At 61.4% G+C, this 26,251-nt stretch carries 28 protein-coding genes and 1 pseudogene; 22 read left to right on the forward strand and 7 right to left on the reverse strand.

Going from position 1 to position 26,251, the window contains the following annotated elements; genetic code table 11:
• Positions 1–50 precede the first annotated feature (50 nt).
• Positions 51–1,352, reverse strand: coding sequence for a cysteine desulfurase (locus HZC36_08820; protein MBI5707076.1), 1,302 nt, complete (start codon positions 1,350–1,352; stop codon positions 51–53).
• Positions 1,353–1,447: 95 nt separating this feature from the next.
• On the opposite strand from HZC36_08820, the gene HZC36_08825 reads away from it, so the two are divergent.
• On the forward strand, positions 1,448–2,359 hold the full coding sequence (locus tag HZC36_08825; GenBank protein MBI5707077.1) for a DUF4434 domain-containing protein: 912 nt from the start codon (positions 1,448–1,450) through the stop codon (positions 2,357–2,359).
• Between the two features lie 58 nt (positions 2,360–2,417).
• Here HZC36_08825 and HZC36_08830 read toward each other — a convergent pair whose 3' ends face one another.
• Entirely contained in the window at positions 2,418–2,585 is a 168-nt protein-coding gene (locus HZC36_08830; GenBank protein ID MBI5707078.1) for a YHS domain-containing protein, read from the reverse strand.
• A 210-nt stretch (positions 2,586–2,795) separates the two neighbouring features.
• Here HZC36_08830 and HZC36_08835 point away from each other — a divergent pair, with 210 nt between their 5' ends.
• The 21 genes and pseudogenes from HZC36_08835 to HZC36_08935 all read left to right on the forward strand — a co-directional run bounded on the left by HZC36_08835 (position 2,796) and on the right by HZC36_08935 (position 17,242).
• On the forward strand, positions 2,796–3,761 hold the full coding sequence (locus tag HZC36_08835) for a hypothetical protein (GenBank protein MBI5707079.1): 966 nt from the start codon (positions 2,796–2,798) through the stop codon (positions 3,759–3,761).
• A 351-nt stretch (positions 3,762–4,112) separates the two neighbouring features.
• Positions 4,113–4,298: a type Z 30S ribosomal protein S14 gene (locus tag HZC36_08840; GenBank protein MBI5707080.1), complete on the forward strand. Its 186-nt coding sequence runs from the start codon at positions 4,113–4,115 to the stop codon at positions 4,296–4,298.
• Positions 4,299–4,400: 102 nt separating this feature from the next.
• The gene (gene rpsH / locus HZC36_08845) at positions 4,401–4,793 is read left to right on the forward strand and encodes a 30S ribosomal protein S8 (GenBank protein MBI5707081.1); all 393 of its coding nucleotides are present in this window, start codon (positions 4,401–4,403) and stop codon (positions 4,791–4,793) included.
• Positions 4,794–4,805: 12 nt separating this feature from the next.
• Entirely contained in the window at positions 4,806–5,372 is a 567-nt protein-coding gene (gene rplF / locus HZC36_08850) for a 50S ribosomal protein L6 (GenBank protein MBI5707082.1), read from the forward strand.
• A 107-nt stretch (positions 5,373–5,479) separates the two neighbouring features.
• Positions 5,480–5,833 (forward strand): 50S ribosomal protein L18, encoded by a 354-nt coding sequence (locus HZC36_08855; GenBank protein MBI5707083.1) that lies wholly within the window; start codon positions 5,480–5,482, stop codon positions 5,831–5,833.
• An 11-nt stretch (positions 5,834–5,844) separates the two neighbouring features.
• A complete protein-coding gene (gene rpsE, locus HZC36_08860; protein ID MBI5707084.1) occupies positions 5,845–6,408 on the forward strand; it encodes a 30S ribosomal protein S5 in 564 nt (187 codons plus the stop codon).
• Positions 6,395–6,832: a 50S ribosomal protein L30 gene (gene rpmD / locus HZC36_08865; GenBank protein MBI5707085.1), complete on the forward strand. Its 438-nt coding sequence runs from the start codon at positions 6,395–6,397 to the stop codon at positions 6,830–6,832. The genes rpsE and rpmD overlap by 14 nt, the downstream gene beginning before the upstream one ends.
• Positions 6,833–6,835: 3 nt before the next feature.
• Complete coding sequence (rplO, locus tag HZC36_08870; protein MBI5707086.1) at positions 6,836–7,279, forward strand: 50S ribosomal protein L15; 444 nt, start codon at positions 6,836–6,838, stop codon at positions 7,277–7,279.
• A 2-nt stretch (positions 7,280–7,281) separates the two neighbouring features.
• Positions 7,282–8,646 carry a preprotein translocase subunit SecY gene (gene secY / locus HZC36_08875; protein MBI5707087.1) on the forward strand — a complete coding sequence of 455 codons (1,365 nt, stop codon included), beginning with the start codon at positions 7,282–7,284 and terminating at the stop codon, positions 8,644–8,646.
• Between the two features lie 327 nt (positions 8,647–8,973).
• Entirely contained in the window at positions 8,974–9,621 is a 648-nt protein-coding gene (locus tag HZC36_08880; GenBank protein ID MBI5707088.1) for an adenylate kinase, read from the forward strand.
• A pseudogene (gene map / locus HZC36_08885) lies at positions 9,618–10,345 on the forward strand (type I methionyl aminopeptidase). Before HZC36_08880 ends, map begins: the two are co-directional and overlap by 4 nt.
• Positions 10,346–10,684: 339 nt before the next feature.
• Complete coding sequence (infA, locus tag HZC36_08890; GenBank protein ID MBI5707089.1) at positions 10,685–10,948, forward strand: translation initiation factor IF-1; 264 nt, start codon at positions 10,685–10,687, stop codon at positions 10,946–10,948.
• Positions 10,949–11,161: 213 nt separating this feature from the next.
• The gene (gene rpmJ, locus HZC36_08895) at positions 11,162–11,275 is read left to right on the forward strand and encodes a 50S ribosomal protein L36 (protein MBI5707090.1); all 114 of its coding nucleotides are present in this window, start codon (positions 11,162–11,164) and stop codon (positions 11,273–11,275) included.
• Positions 11,276–11,344: 69 nt separating this feature from the next.
• Positions 11,345–11,722, forward strand: a complete 378-nt coding sequence (gene rpsM, locus HZC36_08900; protein ID MBI5707091.1) for a 30S ribosomal protein S13 — start codon at positions 11,345–11,347, stop codon at positions 11,720–11,722.
• A gap of 104 nt (positions 11,723–11,826) precedes the next feature.
• Entirely contained in the window at positions 11,827–12,219 is a 393-nt protein-coding gene (gene rpsK, locus HZC36_08905) for a 30S ribosomal protein S11 (protein ID MBI5707092.1), read from the forward strand.
• A gap of 42 nt (positions 12,220–12,261) precedes the next feature.
• Complete coding sequence (locus HZC36_08910) at positions 12,262–13,257, forward strand: DNA-directed RNA polymerase subunit alpha (GenBank protein ID MBI5707093.1); 996 nt, start codon at positions 12,262–12,264, stop codon at positions 13,255–13,257.
• Position 13,258: 1 nt separating this feature from the next.
• Complete coding sequence (rplQ, locus tag HZC36_08915) at positions 13,259–13,708, forward strand: 50S ribosomal protein L17 (GenBank protein MBI5707094.1); 450 nt, start codon at positions 13,259–13,261, stop codon at positions 13,706–13,708.
• A 110-nt stretch (positions 13,709–13,818) separates the two neighbouring features.
• Positions 13,819–14,607, forward strand: coding sequence for a tRNA pseudouridine(38-40) synthase TruA (gene truA / locus HZC36_08920; protein ID MBI5707095.1), 789 nt, complete (start codon positions 13,819–13,821; stop codon positions 14,605–14,607).
• A 42-nt stretch (positions 14,608–14,649) separates the two neighbouring features.
• Complete coding sequence (gene rplM / locus HZC36_08925; protein MBI5707096.1) at positions 14,650–15,081, forward strand: 50S ribosomal protein L13; 432 nt, start codon at positions 14,650–14,652, stop codon at positions 15,079–15,081.
• Between the two features lie 92 nt (positions 15,082–15,173).
• Positions 15,174–15,578, forward strand: coding sequence for a 30S ribosomal protein S9 (gene rpsI / locus HZC36_08930; GenBank protein MBI5707097.1), 405 nt, complete (start codon positions 15,174–15,176; stop codon positions 15,576–15,578).
• Positions 15,579–15,790: 212 nt separating this feature from the next.
• Positions 15,791–17,242 carry a hypothetical protein gene (locus tag HZC36_08935; GenBank protein ID MBI5707098.1) on the forward strand — a complete coding sequence of 484 codons (1,452 nt, stop codon included), beginning with the start codon at positions 15,791–15,793 and terminating at the stop codon, positions 17,240–17,242.
• Positions 17,243–17,291: 49 nt separating this feature from the next.
• Here HZC36_08935 and rimO read toward each other — a convergent pair whose 3' ends face one another.
• The 5 genes from rimO to HZC36_08960 are packed head-to-tail and all read right to left on the reverse strand — an operon-like array spanning position 17,292 to position 26,051.
• Positions 17,292–18,911 (reverse strand): 30S ribosomal protein S12 methylthiotransferase RimO, encoded by a 1,620-nt coding sequence (gene rimO / locus HZC36_08940; protein MBI5707099.1) that lies wholly within the window; start codon positions 18,909–18,911, stop codon positions 17,292–17,294.
• 20 nt (positions 18,912–18,931) lie between these two features.
• Positions 18,932–23,389: an FtsX-like permease family protein gene (locus HZC36_08945; GenBank protein ID MBI5707100.1), complete on the reverse strand. Its 4,458-nt coding sequence runs from the start codon at positions 23,387–23,389 to the stop codon at positions 18,932–18,934.
• A gap of 57 nt (positions 23,390–23,446) precedes the next feature.
• Complete coding sequence (locus HZC36_08950) at positions 23,447–24,232, reverse strand: HAD-IIA family hydrolase (GenBank protein MBI5707101.1); 786 nt, start codon at positions 24,230–24,232, stop codon at positions 23,447–23,449.
• A 5-nt stretch (positions 24,233–24,237) separates the two neighbouring features.
• Positions 24,238–25,251 carry a polyprenyl synthetase family protein gene (locus HZC36_08955; protein ID MBI5707102.1) on the reverse strand — a complete coding sequence of 338 codons (1,014 nt, stop codon included), beginning with the start codon at positions 25,249–25,251 and terminating at the stop codon, positions 24,238–24,240.
• A complete protein-coding gene (locus HZC36_08960) occupies positions 25,248–26,051 on the reverse strand; it encodes a class I SAM-dependent methyltransferase (protein ID MBI5707103.1) in 804 nt (267 codons plus the stop codon). Before HZC36_08960 ends, HZC36_08955 begins: the two co-directional genes overlap by 4 nt.
• Positions 26,052–26,251 lie beyond the last annotated feature (200 nt).

A 26,251-nucleotide genomic window follows, 5' to 3' on the forward strand; every position in this document is an offset into this window, starting at 1 on the left:
GTGGCTTGTTTTCAGCGCTGTGCCTTTGTGTGAGGTCCAGAGTAGCCTCTTCATGGGTGTCGATTGCCGCGCACCTGCTCGACCGCCAAGAGCACCCTTCGCGCCGCTTCCTCGGCCTCTTCGACCGTGGTATTGCGGCCAAAGGTGAATCGAAGGCCTTCGTTCGCTTCCACTTCGGAATAGCCACAGGCGAGCAGAACGTGGCTAGGCTCCAGGCTGCCGGCGCTGCATGCGGCGCCGCTGCTGGCCGAGACCCCCAGCCGATCCAGTACGATCAGCAAGGATTCGGCAGAGCACCCTTCGAAGCGAAGATGAGAGTGCCCGTCTAGTCTCGGGTTTCTCTTGGGGACGGAGAAGACGAGCCCGGCGGGCCGCTCGCGAGCCAAAGCCGCTTCGAACGCACAGCGAGCTTCTGACTGTGCCTTTGAGTCCCGATCACGGTATGCCTTGACCGCTGCCCCGAAGCCGACGATCCCCGCCACGTTTTCGGTGCCCGCCCTCATTTCACGTTCCTGCCCGCCTCCTGGCAAGACAGGCTTGACCTTGGCGCCTCCGCGAACGACAAGGGCGCCCACTCCCTTCGGCCCGTTGACCTTGTGGGCCGAAACGGCAATCATGTCGGCGCAATTTACTTCTGAGTAATCCACCGTGAGGAAGGTCTGGACGGCGTCGGAAAAGAACAGCGCTCCCGCGTTTCGAGCCAATCTCGCAATGTCCGAAATGGGTGCAAGAGTCCCTAATTCGTTGTTGGCGTGCATCGCCGAGACGAGCAAGGTGTCTTCTCGGATCAGGTCCGCCAAAACCGACAGGTCGGGCGTTGCATATCGGTCGACGGGACACGTGAGCACCTGGCAGCCCAGCCTCTCAAGCATCGGCCGGGCGTGGCGCACGCAATGATGCTCCGCCGCTCCGAGCAGAATCGTGTTTCGCTTTGGGCTCTCGTTGGCGAGGGCGGCACCGATGATCGCGAGGTTGCAGGCTTCAGTGCCGCTCGAGGTGAACACCACCTCGCCGAACAGGCAACCAAGAGCCTCGCTAAGGGTCTCTCTCGCCTCATCAACCGCCTGCCTCGCCCTCCGGCCCTCCGCGTGGAGGCTGCTCGGATTGCCAAAGAACCCTATTCCCTCTTGTCCTTTCGTCCCTCCGTCCCCGTGTCCCTCTTCCCCCAGCCACGGCAACATCGCCTCGCGCGCCGCAGGATGAAGCGGCGTGGTAGCGGCATGGTCGAGGTAGATGCGGTGCAATGTGGCTCCATTTTGGACCGGATTCAGAACTACCCTCTTGGACTGCGGCGACTTGTCGCCGCTTTTCACTAGGCGGACTCGACCTCTGTCTCGAACACGTCGCTCCATGCGGCGGCAAGCGCCGAAAGGTCGGCTGGTTCAAAGCGGCGACAAGTCGCCGCAGTCCAAACGGGCACAAGACCTCAAACGGGGATAATCTCACCATGCCCTGCAAGCCGCGCATTACAGGAACCTTTCTCGACGAGATCACCCATGATATTCCCTCCCAAAACTGGGGGGTCGAGGATTGGCGAAGGGAGTTCGCGCTCTACCGAAAGATCGGCATCGACACCGCGATCATCATTCGTGCCGGCTATCAGAACAAGTGCATCTTCCCGTCGAAGACGATCCCCAACCTGCTGCCGGTCTACGACGATCTCGGACAGGTCTTCTTCGATCTGGCTGGGGAGTTCGGGATCACGCTCTACTTCGGACTCTATGACTCGGGTTTCCACTGGCTGCGCGGCGCCTGGTGGAACGAAGTCGAGGTCAACAAGGCGTTCATCGAAGAGGCTGCGTCTCGATACGGCGACAGAAAGGCGTTTGGCGGTTGGTACATTTGTCACGAAACGAGCAGGAATGACCTTAACATCATTGATCTATTCAACGCTCTTTCCTTGGCATGCCGCGCCGCGAAAGACGTGCCGGTTCTGATCTCTCCCTTCCCGCAAGGCGCCAAGCAGTTCTCTGGCTCGAGCGTAATGTCCCTCGAAGAGTCGCTCGATCACTGGAACCGCATCTTCTCGGAAACCAAGGGTTCCATTGATATCTGCGCCTTTCAAGATGGCCAAATCCACTATCAGGAGCTTCCCAGATTCCATGAGGGGATCTCTGAGCTTGGACTGAAGTACGGTGTGAGGATTTGGTCGAACGTCGAGACGTTCGACCGTGACATGCCGATCAAGTTCCCACCGGCCGACTGGCGCCACCTCCGGTTCAAACTGGAAGCGGCGGCTCAAACAGCCGAGAAGATCGTCACCTTCGAATTCCCGCACTTCATGTCGCCGCACAGCATGTGGCCCTCCGCCGGGAAGCTATATGAGCGGTATGAGGAGTTTGTGGGGCTATTGAAATGAAAATAGGACATATAAGTCCCATGAGACCTATACGTCCTATTCCGGGAGAAGCACAAACCTACTTCTTCGGCGTCGCGATGCTCTCGGCTTTCTTGGCGTACTTCACGGGGTCGGACTTGAAGCTCTCCGGGCACCCGCCACAACAGAAGAAGTACCTTCGGCCCTTGTAGTCGGCGTACATCCCGGCTTTGGTGGCCTTGGCGATGTCCACAGTGCTGTTGGTCATGACGGCGCAGTGAATCTTGGTGGGCGCGGGCTTGGCTTTTTGGGCGAAAGCGCCGACGGACAGCGCAGCGAGAGCAATCAAAGTGAGCGATTTCATTGGAACAACGGTCTCCTGTAAGGCGCCGGACCTGCCGTTTCCGGCGATCCCGCTTCTTGGATTCTAACGAACGAACGGATGCCCGAGTTCCATGCCAGGAGTAGACTGGTCCCATTGGAGCGCCTGACCATCCTCCATACGAACGACCTGCACGGCGCGCTCACGCCCGAGAATGCCGCACGGATTCGGGAACTGAAAGAGGCCCACGCGCCTTGCCTCTATTTTGATTCGGGAGACTGCATCAAGGCTGGAAACCTCGCGATCCCCCTAAGGCAAGAGCGGGCCTGGGCGCTTCTCGCGCAGGCAGGCTGCGACGCGAGCACCCTGGGCAATCGCGAGAGCCACCCCCTGGAGTCGGCGTTTCAGTCCAAACTTGCAGGGGCTCGGCATCCGATCATCGTCTCAAATGTGAGACGAAAGGACGCAAAGGGACAAAGGGACGGAGCGACGGGAACCTCCCCTCCGAATCACCGACTCACCAACTCATCCTCTCCCCATCCCCATATCTCCTCATCTCATCACCCCTTCCCTGGCACTGTGATCTTCGATAGGGCCGGCATCCGGGTGGGCGTCATCGGAGTGATGGTGCCGATGGTGACCGAGCGGATGAAGACGGCGTTCGCCAGCGCCTATCTGTGGGATAACCCGATTGAAGCCGTCAAGAGAGAGCTGGCGACCTTGATCTGTAACTCCAAGGGCCCTGCCCCAGGACGCCAAATGGATGCCTCCGCCCCTTCCGGGGTGGAGGCTTTGAAGCAGGACACCGGCGAAGACAGCTCCCACCCCGGAAGGGGCGGGGGCATCCCAATGTCGGCGACGCGCAACGTCTTCGAGAAGGGGAGCCCTCCAGACCTCTTCATCGCCCTCACGCACATCGGGATCACCCAAGATCGCCGGCTGGCCGAGGCATGTCCCGAACTGGATCTGATCCTCGGCGGCCACAGCCACACGGTGCTCGAGCAGCCGGAACGGATCGGAACGACCTGGATCTGCCAAGGCGGCTCGCATGGGCGGTACGTTGGGAGATATGTTTGGGACTCAGAGTCAGGGCTGGCCGAAGCAGAGTTACTCGCACTGTAGGTGAGCCTGGGCGCAATCACTGCTTCCACCCCTCACCGTCTCTCCATGAAACTTCATCCAAGGCAGACTGAGAGTCTGCCCCACAGTTCCTCCGTCCCTAGGTCCCTAAGCTCCAACTCGGCAGACTGAGAGTCTCTCCAGCGCTTCACCCTCATGCACCCTATCACCCTTTCTCCCTATCACCCTTTCTCCCTATCACCGTCTCACCCGCTCATCCTCCCTTCCCCTTGACTCCAGCCCGCCAATCGGGTATAGTCCCGTTCCGGTCTCCGGGCGAATGCCCCGAACCGAAAACTAAGCCACGGGCAAGGTGCGGCGAGCCGCAGACCTACCCGGGAACGGCGGGTGAATATGGCAAAACAGTGCTTGATCATTAAGCAACAGCGCAAGCCCAGGTACAAGGTGCGCGATTATAACCGCTGCAGCATATGCGGCAGGCCCCACGGCTATTTCCGTTACTTCGGCGTCTGCCGAATCTGCCTGCGCGAACTCGCCCACAAGGGCGTTCTGCCTGGAGTCAAGAAGTCCTCATGGTAGGAAGCCGGTAATCAGGTTGCCAGGTTTTCAGGTTGCGCGGGACCATTCCGAGCCTGAACACCGAATACCAAGAACCTGAACACCCGCTAGTGGAGTGAATATATGCACAGCGATCCCATTGCCGACCTATTAACGCGCATCCGCAACGGCGTCTTGGCCAAGTTGCCCACCGTGGACTGCCCCCAGAGCAAGCTCAAGCTCGAGATCGTGAAGATCCTCCAGGCGGAGGGCTTCATCAAGGGCTACGAGACGTCCACCGAATCCAAGTTTCCGAATCTGCGCATCCATCTGCGCTACGACAACCGCAAGCCTTTGATCCGATCGATCAAGCGCGTGAGCAAGCCGGGCCTACGCGTCTATAAGCCCGTCGACGAGCTCACTGCACGGCGCAGCGGTTTGGCCACGCGCATCATTTCGACCAGCCAAGGAGTCATGACCGACCGCGAGGCTCGCAAACGCCATATCGGCGGCGAGATCCTCTGCGAGGTCTGGTAAGGAGCAAGCACGATGTCACGCATTGGACTTAAACCGATCTCCGTCCCCAGCGGCGTCACCGTGAACGTGGCGGCGGACAACGCCGTCAGCGTCAAGGGCCCCAAAGGAGAACTCAACGTCAACATCGATTCCCGACTCTCCGTGAACCAGGACGAGGGCAAGCTGACCGTCGAGCGGCCGAACAACAGCCGCGAATGCCGGTCTTTCCACGGCCTGGCCCGAACGCTCATCAGCAACTGCGTCGAGGGCGTCACCAAGGGACACAGCAAAACCCTTGAGATTCAGGGCGTCGGCTACCGTGTGCAGATGCAGGGCCAGGACCTGCTCCTGAACATGGGGTACTCCCATCCGGTGGTCATCAAGGCCCGTCCGGGAATCCAGTTTGAACTCAACATCGACGAGCGGGCTCGTATTCAGCGCATCGTCGTCAACGGCATCGACAAGGCGGCTGTAGGACAGGTGGCGGCGGACATTCGAAAGGTCCGCAAGCCCGATCCCTACAAGGGCAAGGGTATTCGGTACCTGGGCGAGGTCGTCAAGCTCAAGGCCGGCAAGCGCGCAGCGGCAGGTAAGAAGTAAGGAGAGGGTGAGCATGGTGAAAGGGTGAGAAGGGCGAGAATGACACCGGATTGAGTCCGGCAATTCTCACAATTCTCACAACTCTCACAACTCTCACAAGCAAAGAAATGGCAAAGAAAACGTTAGCTGAAAAAAGAGTCGCCAGGCACGTGCGGCTGCGTAAGAACCTCGCCGGCACGGCAGAGCGCCCGAGGATCTCGGTGTACAAGAGCATCAAGCACCTTTACGTGCAGGTGATCGACGACGCCACCGGCGTCACGATCTGCTCAGCGGGCACCCAAGAGAAGGACCTCAAGGCCGCCTGCAATACGGAGGGCGCCAAAAAGGTCGGCGCGGAGCTTGGCAAGCGAGCCAAAGCCAAAGGCGTCACCAAGGCCGTGTTCGATCGGGGTGGCAACCGCTACCACGGCGTGGTCGCGGCCCTTGCCGATAGCGCCCGAGAAGCAGGGTTGGAGTTTTAGCCATGAGAATGATGGGAAGGCTCAGTGGAAAGCGACAGAGCATGTCGACCGAGGGTCCGCAGTACGACGTCCGCGTCGTGCGCACCAACAAGGTGTTCAAGACCCACAAGGGAGGCAAGACCGCCTCTTGGTCGATTCTCGTGGTCGTCGGCGACAACAAGGGCAAGGTCGGCATCGGCCTTGGCAAGGCTCGCGGCATCCCCGACGCGATCCGAAAGGCTGAAGAGGCCGCCAAGAAAGCGATGGTACGCATCCCGATGATCAAGGAGAGCATCCCGCACGAGGTTCGTGCGGTTGCGGGAACTTCCGAAGTCATCCTTCGGCCCGCGAGCCCCGGTACCGGCGTCAAAGCCGGTGGCGCGGTCCGAGCCTGCCTCGAGGCTTGTGGCATCCACAACGTGCTCAGCAAGACGCTCGGCAGCCGAAACCCGATCAACGTGGCCTATGCGACGATGAACTGCCTCACGCAACTCTCCATTCCGGAGCAGCACGCGGAGCTTCGCGGTCTCGACGTCGCCGAACTCGTGCCCTGGCTGGCGCGAGCCCGAAAGGAGGAAGCCGATGCTGCGTATTAAGCTCGTGAAAAGCCCGATCGGCAACACCAAAACCAACCGCAGGACCGTCGCGGCGCTCGGACTCAGGAAGATGCACCACACGGTGTATCTGCCCGACAACGCGGCTGTGCGCGGAATGGTGCACCACGTGAAGCACATGCTGGAGGTCGCGGTGGTGGACGATTCGGAAGCGCCCAAGAAAACGGCAACGGTCAAGAAGAAAACTGCGCCCAAGCCCGCAGTAGCGCCGAGACCCGCTGTTGCGCCGAAGGCCGTCACCGCAAAACCGTCCGACGTGTCTGACAAGTCGGACAAGTCCGACACAGACGGCGAAACGAAAGCCCCAAAGCCCGAGACCCCCAAAGCTGCAAAGCCCAAGGCTGTGGCTGCCCCGAAACCCAAAGCGGCTTCTGCCAGTAAAACTACCAAGAAGGCGAAGGAGTAACCCATGCCCGGCATTCATGATTTTCAACCGAACCCAGGAAGCACACGGCCCAAGCGGCGCGTGGGCCGCGGCATTGGCAGCGGCATGGGAAAAACCGCCACGCGCGGCACCAAGGGCCAGAAGGCTCGCCGCCAGGTGAACCCGAACTTTGAAGGCGGCCAAACGCCGATTCACCGCCGGTTGCCCGTCAAGAAGGGCTTCCGCAACGTGAACCACAAGGAATATGCCATTGTGAATCTCGACGACCTCGAGAAGCTGTTCGACAAGGGCGCGGAGGTCACTCCCGAGGCGCTCCAGAAGTCCGGCATCATCGGCGGCGTCAAGGATGGCGTGAAAGTGCTCGCGTTTGGCGACCTCAAGAAGAAGTTGACCGTCAAGGCCCACAAGTTCAGCAAAGCGGCGAAAGCTGCGATTGAAGCCGCGGGAGGCGAGGCGGTCAGCCTGTGAGCATGTTCGGAGCGGCTGCCGGCGGCCCCATGGGGGATCGCGGCCTCAAGATGCCGTTGACGGAGACGATCCGTCTCGCTTGGGCCGATCCCGACCTGCGACAACGCATCACGTTTGTGATGGTGATGTTCGCCGTCTACGTCCTCGGCATCAACATCGCCGTTCCGATTCCGGGCCACACGCCCGATCAGATCATAGATGCCCTCGAGCACAGCAACAACCCGCTGTTCATGATCCTGAACTCGTTCGGCGGCGGCGCCCTCAAGAAGGTATCGATCTTTGCGCTCGGCTTGAACCCGTACATCACCGCGTCCATCATCATCCAGATCCTGACGGCCTCGATCCCGCAGTGGAAAAAGGACCTTCAAGAGGGTGGCGACTACGCGCGCAAGCAGCAAAACAAGAAGACCCGCTTCCTCACGCTCGTGCTCTGCATCTTCCAGGGCTACGGCCTGCTGAACATGATGCTGCAGACCGCGGGTATGGCCCTTGGCCCGTTTGAGATGGCCACCGTCCTGACGTTCTGGACCGCCGGCGCAATGTTCATCCTCTGGCTTGGCGAGCAGATCACCGAGAAGGGCATCGGCAACGGCGTGTCGCTGATGATCTTCGCGGGCATCATGATCTCGCTGCCCTCCCAAACCGGCCTCATTCTCGACCAGCTTAGGACGGAGCAGATTCAGTGGTGGAACCTCCTGCTTCTCGGCCTGGTGTTCGTTGCGGTGACCTGGCTGATCGTGCTCTTCACGACCGCCCAGCGGCGCATCCCCATCCAGCATATGCGAAGGCAGATCGGCACCCGAATGATCGGTGGCCAGACCAGCTACCTTCCCCTTTCGCTGAACCTCGCAGGCGTCATTCCGATCATCTTCGCGGTCTCGCTCATCACCATCCCCTATCAGATTGCGCAGTGGATGGGCGCCATGGGCCCCAACCCCTCGCCAATGGCCAAGTTCTTCTTGGCAGTCGCGGAGTACACGTCGCCGCAATTGAGCTTCCCGGAGGGCGTGGTCGGTTGTCTCTTCTACACCGTCCTGATCTTCTTCTTCACGTACTTCTACACGGCGATCCAGTACAACGTCGAGGACATCGCGAACCACCTGAAGCGAGCCGGTTCGTTCATCCCCGGTGTTCGTCCTGGAAAGCAAACCCGCGACTTCATCGACGGTGTCATCTCGCGCATCACGATCGTGGGCGCCGGGTTCCTTGCCGTTGTGGCGCTTCTGCAGTACCTTGCGCCGCCGCTGACCGGAGTCCAGAACGTCGGCTACTTCTTCGGCACCTCACTGCTGATCGTGGTCAGCGTGGCACTGGAAACGATGCGCCAGATTGAAGCCAACCTGCTGATGAAGCAGTACGGGCAGTAGGGGCTGGTTTTCGGGTTGTCGGGTTTTCAGGTGTTCGGGTGTTCAGGTTTTCAGGTTCTTGGGTTTTCAGGTTCTTGGGTTCTTGGGTTTTCGGGTTCTTGGGCCGGGCACTTCCCGACCACCCAACCACCTGACGCCCTGACCACCTGACAACCCAACCACCTGGCCACCTGACCACCTGACAACCTCAGCACCTGAAAACCCGAACACCAGCCCTCCCTTCGGTTTGATGCCATTCCCGCCGATCAATAGCCTATGGGCTTTGACACCGTTCACACCGCCGTGCCCGGTTCGCTTCGATCACCGGAATCCGCCATAATGAGTTCAGTGAGGATCCTTTTGATAGGCCCTCCCGGCGTGGGGAAGGGCACCCAAGCCACCAAGCTCAAAGAGCGGTTTGGGATGGCGCATCTGGCATCCGGCGACATCTTTCGCTCGGAGATCAGCAACAAGACCGAGTTGGGCCTCCTTGCCAAAAGCTATACCGAAAAGGGCCAGCTTGTCCCCGACGAGGTCACCATCGAAATGATGGCCAAGCACCTCATGGCGCCCGATATTCAAGCGGGCGGGTTTATGCTGGACGGCTTCCCGCGAACCCTCGCCCAGGCCCAGGCCCTCGATCGGCTGCTCGAATCCATGAACCTCAAGCTTGAGCGGGTAATCGTCATGGAGATCGACGACGAGGCTGTGGTGGCCAGGCTGGGAGGAAGGCTAAGCTGCGCGAACTGCGGCGCCGTCTACCACAAGGTTTTCAACCCTCCCAAGATCGAGAACACCTGCGACAAGTGCGGCAACGGCCTGTTTGTGCGCCCGGACGACCAGCCGGAGACCATCCGAGGTCGTCTGAAGGTGTACCATTGCCAGACCGCTCCGGTCATCGAATATTACAAGAGGCATTGCGTCGTTCAAAAGGTCGATGCGAGCCAGAGTCCGGACGCGGTGTTTCAATCCATCGTGGACGGACTGCCCGCATGATCATCCTGAAATCGGCCTCCGAAATCGCCAAGATTCGCGAGGCGGGCCGCATCGTGGCGCGCGCGATCCGACTGATGCACGAGGCGATCGTTCCCGGCAAATCCACGACGCGCGACCTCGACGCCATCGCGGCGCGAGTGGTCGCCGAGGCTGGCGGATCGTGCGCGTTCTTGAACTATCGCGGCTACCCCGCAAGCACCTGCATCTCGGTGAACGAGGTGGTGATCCATGGCATCCCGAACGACAAGCCCCTGATGGACGGCGACATCATCGACCTGGACATTGGGGTGGAAAAGGACGGCTGGTTCGCCGATGCGGCCTGGACTTACCCGATCGGTTCGATCTCCCCGGAAGCCCAGCGCCTCCTGAACGTCTCCCAGGAGTGCCTGCACCAAGGCATCGCCAAAGCCCGAATCGGCAACCGCGTCGGCGACATTTCGGCGGCGGTTCAAAGGTACGCGGAGCAGAGCTCGTGGGACACGGCATCGGCAGAAGCCTCCACGAGGAGCCGAACGTGCCCAACTTCGGCAAGGCGAATACCGGGCCGCCTCTGCGCGAGGGTATGACGATCTGCATCGAGCCGATGATCAACCAGGGGACCAAGAAGGTCAAGACCCTCGCCGACGGTTGGACCATCGTCACGGCGGACGGCAAGCTCTCGGCTCACTTCGAGCACACGGTCGCCATCACGCGCGACGGTCCCGAACTCCTGACGGTGGAGTGAGGAGAGTGTCTGAGGGACAAGGGAACCCAGGGACGCAGGGACCCCCTCGCCCCTTGTGGGAGCGGGTCTATTTGCGAAGCGAACAGGGGTGAGGGGGCGCTCCTACCGAGCGCCGTAGCCGCCGGTTCGATGCCGGCGCTCTTGCCGTGTTCGCCTGAGAACTCCAAAGCGTCGCCAGGTCGCCACACTCCAATGACACCTCGCCAACCGTGGGTTAGCCACCCTTGGTGCCGGTTCTCCGTCTGCCTTTCATCCGCTAACGCGCCGGCCATAGGGAAAAACGACACGTCCGCAGCGTCTGATCCTCCCCCATGCGCCATAATGCCAAAGACCAACCGTATGGGAAGAAGACCATTTCGTAAGAAGACACCGGCGCCTCAAGTTGAAAAAGAGCAAGGGATCGAGGTCGAAGGCATCGTCCTCGAGAACCTGCCGAACGCTCGATTCCGAGTCAAACTCGTCGAGGGCGATATGGAAGTGCTGGCCCACGTCAGCGGCAAGATGCGCATGCACTACATTCGCATCCTGCCCGGCGACAAAGTTCGACTCGAGCTCTCAGCCTACGACCTGACCAGGGGCCGTATCACTTACCGCTACAAGTAGAGCCGGATCTGGGTTTCATTGCCGTGCCTGGGCGCGATGACGTCTGGCCGCAACCTCTCAGATTCCCTGGAATTGGAGAAAAAACTCGGAACTGTGGCAAAGGGGCGCATTGCGCCGGTATAATTTCCCTTCGCGTCGGCTGACAAGCCGATCCGTTGCGCCTGCCAAGGGCGCTTCATCAAGCATAGACGGAGCAAACGAGTCGAGAGAATCATGAAAGTACGAGCCAGCGTGAAGAAAATGTGCGACAAGTGCAAGATCATCAAGCGCAAGGGCGTCGTGCGCGTGATTTGCTCGAACGCCAAGCACAAGCAACGGCAAGGCTAAGGCAAAGCGCAGCGCGAACGCCAACCAGGTTCGCGCGAACCTACAGGAACCGGAGAACACTAAGCACACATGGCACGTATCGCGGGCGTCGACCTTCCCAGAGAGAAGACCATTCTCTATGCTCTGCCTCTCATCTACGGCATTGGACGCAAGAACGCCGTCGAAGTCATCGAGAAAGCAGGAGTCGACCCGCGCAAGAGGGTCAAGGATCTGAGCGAAGCTGAGGTGGGCCATCTCCGAGAAATCCTCGATCGCGATTTTCAGGTGGAAGGCGATCTTCGACGCGAGGTCAACGGCAACATCCGCCGCCTCATCGATATTGGCTGCTACCGAGGCCTGCGCCATCGCCGCGGGCTCCCCACGAGAGGACAGCGAACCCGAACCAACGCGCGCATTCGCAAGGGTCCGCGAAAGACGGTCGCCGGAAAGAAGAAGGCTAAGAAGTAGGTGAGATGAAGAATGCCGAATGACGGATGCCGTCCCAAGTGGCCCTTCCCTCGTTCAGCGTTCTTTAATCCAACATTCGACATTCGACATTCAGTAGAGAGCTAATGGCAAGAAAGCAAGTTAGAAGCGGAAAAGCGAAGGAAAAGCGCCTGGTGCAAGCGGGCGTCGCCCACATCCACGCGTCCTTCAACAACACGGTGGTCTCGATCGCCGATCCCATGGGTGCCGTTCTGTGCTGGGCGAGCGCCGGCTCGTGCAACTTTAAGGGCAGCCGCAAGGGCACGCCGTTCGCGGCCCAGGTCGCCGCTGAAAACTGCGCGCGCAAGGCCCTGGAACACGGCATGCGCAAGATCGAAGTCAAAGTGAGCGGCCCGGGTGGCGGCCGTGAGACGGCGATCCGGTCCCTTCAGGCCACGGGGCTCGATGTCGTCTCCATCTGCGACGTCACCCCCGTTCCCCACAACGGCTGCAAGCCGCCCAAGCGGCGCCGCGTGTAACCCGTTCGAGCACTTTACGAACCAACCGAGAGCAAACAAGAAATGCCGCATATCACAACGCTGGAACTCACTCAGGAATCCGGAAAGTTCATCCTCGAGCCGCTGGAAAGGGGCTACGGGCAGACGATCGGCAACGCCCTGAGGCGCGTCATGCTCTCGTCCATCCAGGGAGCCGCGATCAGCGCCATCCGCATCGACAAGGTCTTCCACGAGTTCGCCCCGATCCCCGGGGTCCTGGAAGACACCACAAACCTGATTCTCAACCTCAAAGACCTTGCCGTTCGGCTCAACACCGAAGACGGCATGCCGAGCGAGGATCAAACCCTTCGCATCGACGTCAAGGGTCCCGGCAGGGTCACCGGCGCCGACGTGGTCTGCCCGGACGGCATCGAAGTGGTCAACCCCGAACACTACATCGCGACGCTTTCCGACGCAAACGCCAAGCTCACGATGGAGATGTACGTGGGATGGGGCAGCGGCTACGTTCTTCCTGAGAAGCAGGACAAGTACAAAGGCATGATCGGCGTGATTCCGGTCGGCGCCCAGTACACTCCCGTTCGAAAGGTCAACTACACGGTCGAGGCCACCCGCGTAGGCATGCGCACCGACTATGAGCGGCTGATCCTTGACCTCGCGACCAACGGCGCGGTCACCCCGAACGATGCGCTTTCGCAGTCGGCCCACATCCTGGACCGTTACTTCAAGATGTTCTTCGACCTCGGCGAGGCTGGATTCGAGGCCGATGTGATGGCGGAAGACGACATGCCGCCCGAGCTGGCCAACATCCCGGACCTGCGCATCGAAGAGCTCGATTTCTCGCAACGCACCTTCAACTGCCTGCGTCGCGCCGGACTCCTGACCTTGCGCGCTTTGGCAACGGCCACCGAGTCGGACCTCACCAGCATCCGCGGCTTCGGAAAGAAGTCGCTCCTGGAAGTTCGCGACAAGCTACAGGAGCACGGCATCGAACTCAAGCCACCCAAGGGCGGCTACCGAGCGATCGACCTGTTGGACGACGAAGACGACGAGGATTTCTGAGATGAACCATCGATTTGACCACCGCAAACTTGGGTTGCCCAGCGATCAGCGCCGGGCGCTCCTCACAAACCTCGTGCGCCAGTTCATCCGGCACGGCTACGTCCGCACGACCCTCGGCCGCGCCAAAGAGCTGCAGCGCATCGCTGAAAAGCTCATCACCACGGGCAAGACCGACAACCTGCACGCACGCCGCCAGGCGCGCCGCCTGCTTGTCGGCCATTCCTCCTCTTCGGCCCATCCCGCCTCGCTCCTCGCAGGCAAAACCGAGCATGAGAAAACCGAGATCCTGAAGGCCCGCAGCCTCATCAACGGCGAGGACCTGGTCAAGCTTCTGTTCGACGAGATTGGACCGCGATTCAAGAACCGAAACGGCGGCTACACCCGCCTGACGAAGGCCGGTAATCGCCGGGGCGATGGCGCCACGACCGCTGTGCTGGAGATGGTGGATTAGGGACTGTAAGAACGGTGAGAGGTGAGCATGGTGAGAATTGAGAAGGAGTCAGTCAGACAAAGCTCACAACTCTCACAATTCTGACAATATTCACCGCCCCGAATGGCAATATGGCTACCCGAATCAAGCTGACGGTAGCCTACGACGGAACCGATTTTCGCGGCTGGGCCGCACAAGCTGGACAACGAACCGTCCAGGGCACATTGAAAGAAGCTGTTCGCCAGATCTCGGGCGAGGATTGCGAGATCGTGGGAGCAAGCCGCACCGATAGCGGAGCCCATGCCGAGGGCCAGGTCTGCCACTTCGATTGCGAAGCGGCGATTCCTCCGGCAAACTGGGTTCGAGCCTTGAACCGGGTGCTGCCGACAGACCTGAGAATCGTCGGGTCTCGCAAGGTGGCCGAGGCGTTTCACAGCCGCTTTTGCGCTTTGGACCGAATCTACCGGTATGCCTTTTACTTCGGTAAACCGGATCCGAGGGCGGAGAGGTTCGCGATGAGAGTGGACAAGCCGCTCGACTTCAGGGCCATGCGAGAAGCGGGCAAGAGGCTGGTAGGCGAGCACGACTTTAGAGCATTCACCAATGAACTCGGGCCGGACGTCGAGAACACGCGCCGGAGGCTGTACAAAGTGAGCGTGGTCCGCAAGACCGACTTGTGGCATATCGAAGTGCGCGGAACGGCTTTTCTGAAAGGCATGATGCGGCGGATGGCTGGAGCCCTCTACGAAGTAGGTTTGGGCAGACGAAAACCCGAGGAAATCGAGGCGTTGCTCGATCCAGCCAGACGACACGGTTTGACTTGGCCGGTGGTGCTCCCAGCCAAAGGATTGACCCTGAGGAAGGTCCGATATGGACCGCATCCGAAGGACAACAGAGAAAAGAACGAAGACGATTTATAAGTCCTATACGACTTATAAGACTTATACAAACGAGACACGACAATGAAGACAACACCCATGAGGGAAAGCGAAATAACGAGAAAGTGGTACGTGGTGGACGCCACGGGCGTACCGCTGGGACGCCTGGCTGCCCAGGTGGCTCAGGTGCTGCGCGGCAAGAACAAGCCCACGTTCGCCTACAACATGGACTGTGGCGACTTCGTGGTCGTGATCAACGCCGAGCGCATCCTTCTTACCGGCAACAAGAAGGATGAGCTCCTCTACTGGCACACGATGTGGCCTGGCGGCCTGCGCAGCATCTCGCGCGGCAAGCTCAGGGACACCCAGCCTGCCAAGCTCGTCGAGAAGGCGATTTGGGGCATGGTCCCGAAAACCAGGCTTGGCCGGCAGATCTTCAGCAAATGCAAGGTCTACGCCGGGAGCGAGCACCCTCACCAAGCCCAAAACCCGGAACCCCTCAGCATTGGCAAATAATGAATTAGCCCACAACACCTGGAAACCTGACGACCCGAACACCTGATAACCCGAAACCTGACAACCTGATCACCACCAACCACGAGCAACCCATGGCAAGAGCAGCACAAATCGAAAAGTACTACGGCACGGGCCGGCGCAAGTCCGCCATCGCCCGCGTGTGGCTGACCCCCGGCGAAGGCAAGATCACGATCAACGGAAAGGAGTCAAAGGACTACCTCGGCCGCCCCGTGCTTGAGATCCTCGTGCGCAGCCCGTTCACGAACCTCGAACTCGAGGGCCGGTACGACATCGTGGCCACGGCCAAGGGTGGCGGCATCACGGGCCAGGCCGGCGCCGTGCGGCTTGGCATTTCGCGCGCGATGATCGAAATGGACTCGGGTCTGCGCCCTGCGCTCAAGTCGGAAGGCTTCCTCTGCCGCGATTCGCGGGTCAAAGAGCGAAAGAAGTACGGCCGCAAGAAAGCCCGCCGCGGCTTCCAGTACGTCAAGCGATAATCTCCTGCCCCGCAAAAACACCCGTCGGCGCACTGCGTCGACGGGTGTTTTTTTGTCGCTGGTGAGCCCGAATCCCGGCACAAATACTATAACAGGTAATTTTGCTGGGTAGACCTGGTAACGCTACCTGGAATCAGCTTCCCTGGATGAACGCCCGGTAATGCCCAGGCCACGGCCCGGCACCGAGCCAGACCTTAACAGGGAGCAAACACATGTCGTATCGGATCAACACGAATACCGCAGCCATGAGCGCGCTGCGGAACGTCAGCAACACGGGAATGGCTTTCGAGAGCTCCATCTCCAAGTTGTCGACGGGATTGAGAATCAACAGCGCGGCGGACGATCCGGCAGGCCTGATCATTTCGGAGAACTTTCGGGCCCAAATCGCCAGCATGGATCAAGCCGTTCGCAACAACCAGGATGCGGTCAACTACGCAAAGACCGCAGAAGGCGCCCTCGACGAAGTCAGCCGGCTCCTTCGCGATGCTCGAACGCTCGCCCTCGGTGCCTCGAACACCGGCGCGCTGAGCTCTTCCCAGATTCAGGCGAACCAGAACCAGCTCCGCTCCATCGCGGATTCGGTGACCCGTATCGCCCAGCAGACCCAATTTGGCACCAAGCGCCTGCTCGATGGCAGCTCTGGTGTCCAGGCATCTGTTACCAGCCCGACGAACGTCAACAACATGTATCTCGGTGGATCGTTCAACGGGGCGGCGATCACGACCAACTCTTTGATCACGGTTTCGGTATCTACGGCCTCGACCCGAGCTACGGTCACCGGCGCCACACTCTTCACCAACGCCACCGACACCGTCGCGGCAGGCTCGTTCTCGATCAATGGACGCACGTTCACGACCAAGTCCACGAACACGGTCATGGACGTCATCAACATGATCAACGCGGCTTCGAGCAGCACGGGCGTCACCGCCGACTTCGTCAGCGGCACCGGCGTGGTTCTTCGGGCATCGAACTACGGTTCGGTCGGCAACTTCTCGATTAGCGACGCCAACGGCATCTTGAATACCGCAGGCACGGCCAGCGCAACGGGTACCGACGGTGTGGCCAGCGTCATCATCGACAGCAACGGCTCGACGGCCGGCGGGCTTTCCACGGTGACCTTCACCGGTGGCAAGATGGGTGCCAACGGCCTCACCCTATCCGATACTGCCGGCAACCGAGTGGTGCTCACCGAGGCGGGCAACGCGACCAGCAGCGCCTTCACGGCGGGCAACGTGACCGTGGGTCTCACCCAGTTCCAGACCGGGGCGAACTACGGCCAAACCGCCTCGATGGCGATCGGCAACTTCGCCGCCAGCCAGCTTGGCACGGGCATCGTTTCGGGCCTCGACCTGAGCAACCTCGACCTGACCACGGCGACGGGCGCCTCCGACGCGATCAAGGTCATCGACGCCGCGATCGAGCAGATCACCACGGCGCGAGGCGACCTGGGCAACTTCCAAAGGAACATCCTGGAGTCGAACATCCGCTCGCTCGGCGTGGCCCGTGAGAACCTGGCCGCCACCGAGTCGGCCATCCGCGACACCGACGTGGCGCAGGAAATGACCAACTTCACGAAGCTCCAGATTCTGCAGCAGTCCGGTATGGCCGTGCTCGCACAGGCCAACTCCATGCCGCAGTCCGTGCTTTCTCTACTCCGGGGCTAACCGGCAACATCCAAAGGCCGTCGGCGCAAGCCGGCGGCCATTTCTTTGTTTAGGAGGCCCAAAGATCGTATTCGCCAGCTTTCGTGACTTCGACTTCCATGAACTCCCCCTGGCCACGGACCTCGGACCTCGGACCTTCCACATACACCAGACCGTCGATCTCGGGCGCGTCGCGGTGGGAGCGAGCGATAAGGGTGGTGTTCAGGTTTTGGGTGTTCAGGTTCTGGGTTTTCAGGTTTTCAGGACCTGTCCCCCCGGCCACCTGAGAACCTGATGACCTGAACACCTCATCACCTGAACCCCCGACCACCTGAGAGCCTGAAAACCTGACAACCTGGCCACCTGCAACCTCCCCCTCCACCAGCACCTTGAGCTTCTTCCCCACCCAGCCCTGGTTCACCTCAAGCGAGATGCCCTGCTGCAGGCGCATGAGCGTGTCGTAACGAAGCTGTTTGACCCGGGGCGACACCTGCCCCTCCATGTCGTGGCTCGGGGTCCCTGGTTCGCGGGAGTATTTGAACGCCCCCACCCGGTCCAGCCGCGCCGACCGCATGAACTCGAGCAGGTATTCGAACTCCTCGTCGGTCTCGCCCGGAAAGCCCACGATGAACGTCGTGCGGATCGCACATTCCGGCATCGCCGTACGCAGATTCTCAAAGAGCTTCAAATAGCGCTCGCCGTCCCAGGGGCGCTTCATCCGGCGCAGCGTCTCGGGGTGCGCGTGCTGCAGCGGGATGTCGATGTACGGCAACACCTTCGGCAGCGTGGCCATCGCCTCGACGACCTCGTCGGTCAGGCGGTTGGGATAGAAATACAAGATGCGAATCCACTCGATCCCGTCGATCCCGTTGAGCTCGCGCAGGAGCCTTGGGAGCGTGAACTCTCGATAGAGGTCATAGCCGTACTGCGTGACGTCCTGCGCGATCAGATTGAGCTCTTTGGCGCCCGTGCTCGCCAGGAACCTCGCCTCTTCTACCAGGCGCTCGATCGGCTTGCTTTGGTGCGCCCCCCGAAAGCTGGGAATGGTGCAAAACGTGCACTTGTGGTCGCAGCCTTCGCTAACTTTGAGATAGGCAGACCAGGGATGGCCCGAACGAATGCGCGTTTTCACGTCGGCCCAAAGATGATGGGGCGGGTCAATGTTGGGGCTGTGGGGTTCCGGGGTTGGGGTCTGGGGAACTTGATCCGGGGGGCCAGACTGAGAGCGTGGCAAGCCGGTAGCACTGGAAATGATCGCCTCTTTTCGGAGCAAGCCCTGCCCGACACCCGTACCCCGGACCCCAGACCCCAGACCCCGAACGCCCCCGACGATCTCGCCAAACCGCGCCATCTGCCCCACTCCGACATAGGTGTCTGCGCCGGGGGCCAGCTTGGCGAGCTCCGGCCCGAGCCTTTGGGCGAGACATCCGGCGACGATGACCTTGCCGATGCGTCCCGCCTTCCTCTCACGCACAGCCTCACGGATGGCGCGGACCGATTCCTCCTTGGCGGCCTCGAGAAAGCCGCAGGTGTTGATGACCACCACGTCGGCCTTGCGCGCGCCGCCGTCGATTTGGTATCCCGACTCGGCCAACACGCCGGCGATCTCTTCCGAGTCGACGTCGTTCTTGGCGCACCCGAGCGTCACGATCTTGACCTTGGGAGCCCTAAGGGGAGGCGAATCCGGCACGGGGAGATTATGAACGAGGTTCACCCATTGGGTTCGGAGTTCATGTATTTCGCGCGTTCCTCGTCGCCCAGCGTGCGCCATGTGAGGAACTGTTGTCGCAGGTACCCCAGGAACCGGCGGTTGACGAGCACCCAGTTCTCAGGGTCACCCGATTCGCGATGGAGTGTGAGATCGAGCTGGTAGATGTCGTCGGTTCCCGAGGGATGAGCTGAGAGCTCTAGCTTCTGACACACACCCAGGTCATATGGCGCGATCCACACCTGCGTCCGAAGCCCGAAGAGCCCCGGTTCGTTCGAACGATCCGGGCCGCCGCTCTGGCCAAAGACCTCGGTCTGGCTCGTCACAAAGTCGCCGATCGTGTATTCCTCGTAGGCCTGGAACCACTCGCTGAGAAACGCCACGATGCCAGCGGCCTCATCACGGGTGACCCTGAAAGGCAACGGCTCGCGCCATTCGTCCCCCTCGGGCTCGTGAGCCATCATCTCCTCGTCGAGCGCCGGCGCAGCAATCTTGGCGGCAACCCTCGCCGGATAAATGGTGCTGAGCAGAACCACCGCGATAACCACAACGGCTGAAAGCACGGCGGAGGTCGCGCTGAAATTGAGGTAGAGCCCGGGCAGCAGGCCCGTCGCCAAAACCGCTTTGCTCAACCCTTGTGCCATAAAGTAGCCCAGCACGGCCCCAAACACCCCATAGACCAGCGACTCGGCGAAGAAAAGGGTGGCAATGTGGTTGGGCGCGAGGCCCACCGCACTCAGCACTCCAATCTCCTTCGTGCGCTCATAGACGCCTGCCGCCATGGTCCCGAAGACGAACACCGCGGCGATCAGCATCTGCACCAGCACCAGGCCCAGGCCGGTGCTCTTCGAGCCTTGCCGAGTGCTGAACATTCGAACTTCGCCACTCGAGCCCTTCTCCGAAGGGACCGATGCGTAGAGGTTTAGCCTGATTCTCGGCATCAGCCCTTCCAGGGCGCGTTTGGTCTCATCGAAGTCCCGGAAGCGCACCGCCACCGACCGGAGCGTCGCGCCGAGCCCAATCGCTTCATCCGCCGGGACGAGAAACACCAGTCCAGGGTCGAGGCGCAGGTACTTTCGAAAGCTCTCGCCGATCGAGCGGGACTGCGTTTGAAAGCGCGTGGATAGCGTAAAGTCTGCCGGTTCCACATTGTCGCCATCGAGGTCGGTGAGGCCGCGCAGCAGGGTGTCTTCGAGGATGCCGATGACCGTGTGATCCTGCCCTGCAAACTGGATCTGGACCTTGCCCGCTTCCGAGGGGTCGATTCTTAGCTGCTCGGCGATGGATCGCGGCAGGATCACCACTCGCCGATCGCCCGGCACAAACCACCTTCCGCCAGGCAAGAGGCACTCCTGCGGACGCAGGACGTCGGCCTCGTCGGGGTCCATGCCCAATACCGCTCGCGGCTCCGCCAGGCGGTCCCCTTTGGTGAGGGCCAGGGTGCTGGTGTCGCGGATGTCGGCGCCATAGTACCAGGCCCTACGCACCACCTTCGCCTCATGCCCATAGAGGTTCTTCAGCCACCCGTAACCTGAGGTCTCGATGGGGTCGAGGCCCGGATTGCGCACGAGGATGCCCGGGTACCGTGCCGGCGCCTCGCCGGGCGTGTCCATCAGACGCAAGTCCGTCACGATCGAGGTGAAGCTGAGCACGATGAAGGTCATGACCACCAGCGTGCCGGTAGTCAGGGCCGTCCGCGCCTTGCGCCGCCGCATGTTGGAGATGCCTAGATTGAACGCTGCCACCGCGACGCTCGCCCGGCCTACGTCCACCTCGTGGACCCCGCTTTGTACCGCACGCAAGGTTTTGAGCGACGACTCGAACTTGCCTGCCACAAACCCCATCACCACCAAGCTCAACGCGCCCATCACAAACGCCACGAAAATCATCGTGGGGTTTGAGACGATCTCAAACGCTGGGTGAACCAACCTCAGAAACCCAAAGCAGACCACAAAGATAGACAGAGAGCCCACGAGCTGCCTCAACAGCGAGCGTGCGGCAAAGAGCAGCCTCTCCGCGAAATAGCTGAACGGAATCAGGAGAAAGAGATAAAAGACGACCCCGAGCACCACGTCGTCGACCGTGCTTCGGATGAGGGGATAGGCGCTCAAGGCGTAGCCCCACGCGGACCTCGATCGGCGCTCGGCCTCTGCCCAATCGGTACGGTCCTTTGCCGCCTTGGCGGCAGCCAACTCTTGCTTTGAGAGCTCGTGAAGCTCTCGGATTCCCTGCCCGATGATCCGGTACTTGTCGAATCGTCTGATTCGATCCTGGTTCAGGGTGATGAGATCGGATGCGGACCGATAACTGATCTGGATCGGCTCCGAAATGCCGATCTCGCCGACTTGCCGCGACTCGTATCCCAGGCCGTTTGGGGAGCTTTGCGTTCCGTTCGTCAGCACCAGCCGGTTCAGGCTGAAGTCGTTGCCCATCAGGAGCTTCCAACGGTAGCCCGGCGGCGTGAACAGCACGCAGGCGTCCTCGGTGTCGCTGGTGAACCTGCTGAACTGATTGAAGAAGAAGAGGCTGTAGCGGGTCGGCTCGGCGTCGCTCGCCGCGGAGAGCACCCTTCCGAAGACGAGCGCCTTGAGGTCGTGGGGGTCCACCAAGTCGTAAAGCTCGGACGACACGCAGCGAAACACCGAGATCGGCGTGGACTTCAGGACCGTCGTCAACCTGAACGGTTCGAGTTGCTCCCAGGAGTTCTGGTTGTTCGCATAGACAATCTCCCCGCTTTCCGGTTCCAGTTTCATCGCGGCGAGCCTAACCCTGCGCTGAACGGTCTCGAACCACGAGCTTGCCAGGGGCATGCCAATGAACCGGTACTTCGCTTGCGGCCCTTGGGTGTACTGGACCAGGGTGGGCCGCACTCCCATCAGCGACTTGAGCCAATGCATGCTGACCACGAGCGAGCCCTCGACGGGCACGTCGGGCAGGAAGCTCTGCTTGGGGTCGAACCGGACGACTCGGCCCTCGACCGTGGCGAAACCTCCCACAAGCGATGAGCGCTGAGGCAGCGAAGCACGGATCGGAATACGCCGATTGGAGGTCTCGCCAGGCTTCGAGGAGTCCTCCAGCAAGTTGGCGGTGAGGCAGGCCGCGGTGCGCACTTGCTGCAGCAGGTTCCCTAGGCGGACCGCACCGACGATGTCGAACGGAGTGTCCACCCTGGTGCGCTCGTCATCAACGGTGGCCCAGGTCAGGGCGTTGTACCGAGCCTGGATGAACGGTTCGCAATCGAAGGCGAACTTGGCCGGGATGTTGTTCTTCCAGGTGCGGCCATCGGAGTCATTCACGGCGTCGGAGAGGACCCGCCTTCCCGAGTTCTCCCCAAGCAGCGGCGCAAGCGCGTCGGCATGCTCTCGCAAGACCCTGGAGAGGTCGCGCTGGTTCGTCCAGGCCTCTCCTCGGTAGTCGAAATAGTAGCCCTGGGCGAAGCTCCCCAGCGTCGAACTGCCACTCGAAAGGTCGAGCGAGACCGACAGTAACAGCTTCCACGGGTCCTTTTCGAGGCGGCGATCGATGAACTCGCGGACGCCTTGGAGGCCCAGACTGTGTGCGGCGGTGGCCATGAACAGCGCGGTCCGGCGGCCGCGGTGGGCCTGAGTGATCCGGGCAAGTTCGACGAGCGCCGCCAGGCTGCCCGCGCCCTCGCCTCCGAGGGCCAAGCCAGGAACAACGCACATCGCGTCCGCGTAGGCTGAAAACAGCACGGGCTCGCCCTTTGCCGAGGGGTCGGTGCCAGGGCATTCGGCGATGACGTTGAAGGTTTGGCGGGTCACCCAATCTTGGCGGCACCGAAGTTCTGCCCTCTCGCCATGGGCCGCCGCGGAGAGGGCGGGCCCGGCAAGGCGCATGGGGAGCCAGAACCTTGGAACGTCCAACGGAACCCCGCTGAACTTCATTTCCGCCTGCCAGCGATCGGTCTGCTCGGGTTCGAGGAACACGATCGCGACGGCGCCAAGCTTGGCGGCGTTGCGCCAGTTCTGTCCAGAATTGAACTCAAGGACCACGATCGAGCCAGCGATCTTGTGGCCTGAAAGCTCTTCAAGCGAGCCCTTTCCGCCATAGATAAGCGGGCCAGAGACGTCGCAAGTAGAGGTCCTGGCCGCATTGGGCCAAAGGGGCAGAAGCGCCACCGACTCCACTCCGACTGTCAGGGAACCAAGGGCATCGGGGTCTGGCACGGTAACCAGAAAGGGCTCGCGCCGGATGTTCTTCAGCCCAATGGCTGCGAACTGGGACTCTGCCCACTCCAGCGCTTTCCGCTCTCCGGTCGAACCTGGCAACCGGCCACCGAAGGAGGCGATTGTCTCCAAAGACTGCCGGACGGATGCCGACGAGACCGCGGCAACGCGCTGCCTATAGAGGCCCTCGAGGCCCTGCGGTTTCAGTTGGGCAACCGTCGCGGCGCTCAGGAGCAGGCTCAAGATCCCCAGCGCGCATCGAACGGGAGCCATGCCTCTATGTTCTCACATTGAGGGCTGCCTCCTGCCCAGCGGGACTAACAAGAGGCCTCATCCGATTTCGGGAAGCCCCAAAAGGTCCTCCGACCACCGGACCCCGGGCGGCGCGGTTTCGGTGACGCCGGTCAACACCAGATGCGTGGGGCAACCATAGGCACGGCCCCATTCGATGTCGGTGCCGATCCTATCGCCCACCACCAATATCTCCTCTTTGGCGCAGCCCGATTCGCTGACGACCATCTCCAGCATCAGCGGGTTGGGCTTACCGACGAGGACCGGCTCGACGCCCGAACAGGCTCGAATCGCGGCCACGATCGAGCCCGCGCCGGGAACTAGGCCGCCGTTCTCGACCGGGTAGGTGGTGTCTGCGTTCGTGGCGACAAACCTCGCCCCGCGCCGAATCTGCTGCATCGCCCCATTGAGCTTGGCGTAGGTGAAGCTGCGGTCGATCCCGGCAACGACGGTGTCGGCTTGCCGGCTGGCTTCGGAAGTCGGCGCCCCGTCCGAACCGCCATTCACGACCTCGATCAGGCGATCGCGCAAACTCTCCGCGAGCCCCCATTCGCCGACCACATACGCCGAACGCAGCCCCTCGCGCACCAGATGGTCCGCCGCTGCCATTCCTGAGCTCAGCGCCTCCTCGGGCAAGGCCTGGATTCCCATGCGGGACAGCTTCTCGACGAGCCACGTCGGAGTCGCGCGGGAGTTGTTGGTCACAAACCGCACCAAGAGGCCGCGCTCGCGTAGGGCCCGAATGGCCTCTGGGGCGTTGGGAATCACCTGCTCGCCACGGTACACCGTCCCATCGAGGTCCAGAACGACGAGTCGGATGGCCATGGCGGTTAGGACTTGCGGCTGGCCACGAGGTCCGCGACGGCATCCAGCAGCTCTCGGCGGCCGCTCTCCGGAAGGACCGACAGCGCTGCTTTCGCCTCTTCGACGTGCTTCATAGCGGCCTGTTCGGCGTCTTGGAAGGCGCCGCGAGCCCGCATCCAGTCACAGATGAGCCGGAGTTCGTCGTCGGTCACTCCGTTGCCAAACTTTGCCTTAACGATCTGGCTCTCGTTTTCGGTGAGCTTGTCGCGCAGAGCGATGAGCGGCAGCGTCGCGCAGCCCTCGCGAAAATCGGTGGCTTTGGGCTTTCCGGTCACGGTCTCAAAGCCGCGATAGTCGAGCAGATCGTCGGCGATCTGGAACGCCATGCCCAGATGATAGCCATAGCGGCCCGCAGCCTCAATGACTTCGCCCGAAGCCCCCGCTGCCAGCGCTCCGACCTCACAGCAGGTCTGGATGAAGGTCGCCGTCTTCTGGCGCAGGATCTCGAAATGCTCGGCTTCGGGCAGGTCAAAGTTGCCCCTGGACTCCAGCTCGCGAACTTCGCCCTCGGCGAGATCGACCACCGCGCGTGAGACGTTTCGGATGATCTGGAGGTCGCCATCCTCCGCGAGGATCGCCATCGCCTTGCTGAGCAGCACGTCGCCGCTCAGGATGCTGGCCGTGTTGCCATAGACCGCCGAAGCGGTGCTCACGCCCCGGCGCGTAGCGGCGTGGTCGATCACGTCGTCGTGCACGAGGGTCGCCATGTGGATCAGCTCCATGCAGGCGCCTAGCTTGCGCGTCCGATCGGGATCAAAGCCACAGCCCGTCGCGCCAGCGACCAAGCCAACCAACGCGGGCCGCAGCCGCTTGCCCCCGGCTCGGAGCGTGTGGACGCCGACCTCGCGCACGAGGCGCACCTGAGACTCAACCTGGTGCTCCAGCTCCTCCTCGACCAGCGCGACCTCTTTGGCGATCTGCGCCAGGAGCTGCGGGTCGATTTGGCCCTCGGCCATTTGGACAAATGCGGAATGGCTCACGGCTTTCTCCCCCACACGATGCAGATGTTGCCGAACAGCCGGTTTTTCCAGCGCACGTCGATGAGCCCAGCCGCCTCGAAGGACTCTTTGAGCTGCTGCCGCGTGGCGAAGGTCTCGGCGGACTTGGGAAGATAGGTGTAGGCGTCCTTGCTGCCGAACAGCCGCCCGAGGGTTGGCAGACCGAACTGACTGACCAGCTTTGATACCCCGCGAATCAGGGGGTTGTCGGGGATCGCCATATCCACCGAGACAAACCTTCCGCCAGGCTTCAAAACGCGAACCACCTCACGCAGGCCCTTGCCCATGTCGGCGAGATTGCGAAGGCCCCAACCCACTGTCACGGCGTCGAAGGTCTCCGAGGCAAACGGCAGAGCGCAGGCATCGGCGAGCGAAAGGCGCTTGGTGTTCAGCTTTTCTGCGGCGCGCTGAAGCATCGGCGCGCAATAGTCGGCGCCGACGACGAGCCCACTGGGCTCCACCAAGACTCCCGCCTCGCCCCTTGAGGGAGAGGCCGGTGAGCGAAGCGAACCGGGTGAGGGGGTCGACTCGAAAGCGACAGCCTTCCTCAGCGGAACAAGGAAATCACCCGTTCCACAGCAGATATCCAGCGCCCTATCGCCCATCTTCAGGTTCAAGAGGGCCACGGCCTGTTCGCGCCAGGCGCGATGTCGGGAGAAGGACATGATGGAGTTGACGCGGTCATAAGAGGGCGCGATCTCGGCAAACATCTGCCGGACCGTCTCCCGCTTTTCCTCTCCCTGGGCGCGCCAGGGGGCCTTATCCGCCTGTGCCAAATCCATCCTCGAAGGTCCAGATTCTACCTTGACGCAGGGCGAATTTTCAGAAGAGAGTGAAAGTTATGAATGTCGCCCCGGGGGATCCGATGCGGCCTTGGCCGAAGGCAGGACAAGCCAGAAAGCTCCTCGCCCTGCGCGCGAGCTGAAGCTCGCTTTCCCCGAAATGGCGGGGTAATCCCCGCGCTCCGTCCCTCAGTCCCCAT

It is taken from the genome of Armatimonadota bacterium (assembly GCA_016223145.1).
Classification (GTDB): Bacteria; Armatimonadota; Fimbriimonadia; order Fimbriimonadales; family Fimbriimonadaceae; genus Nitrosymbiomonas.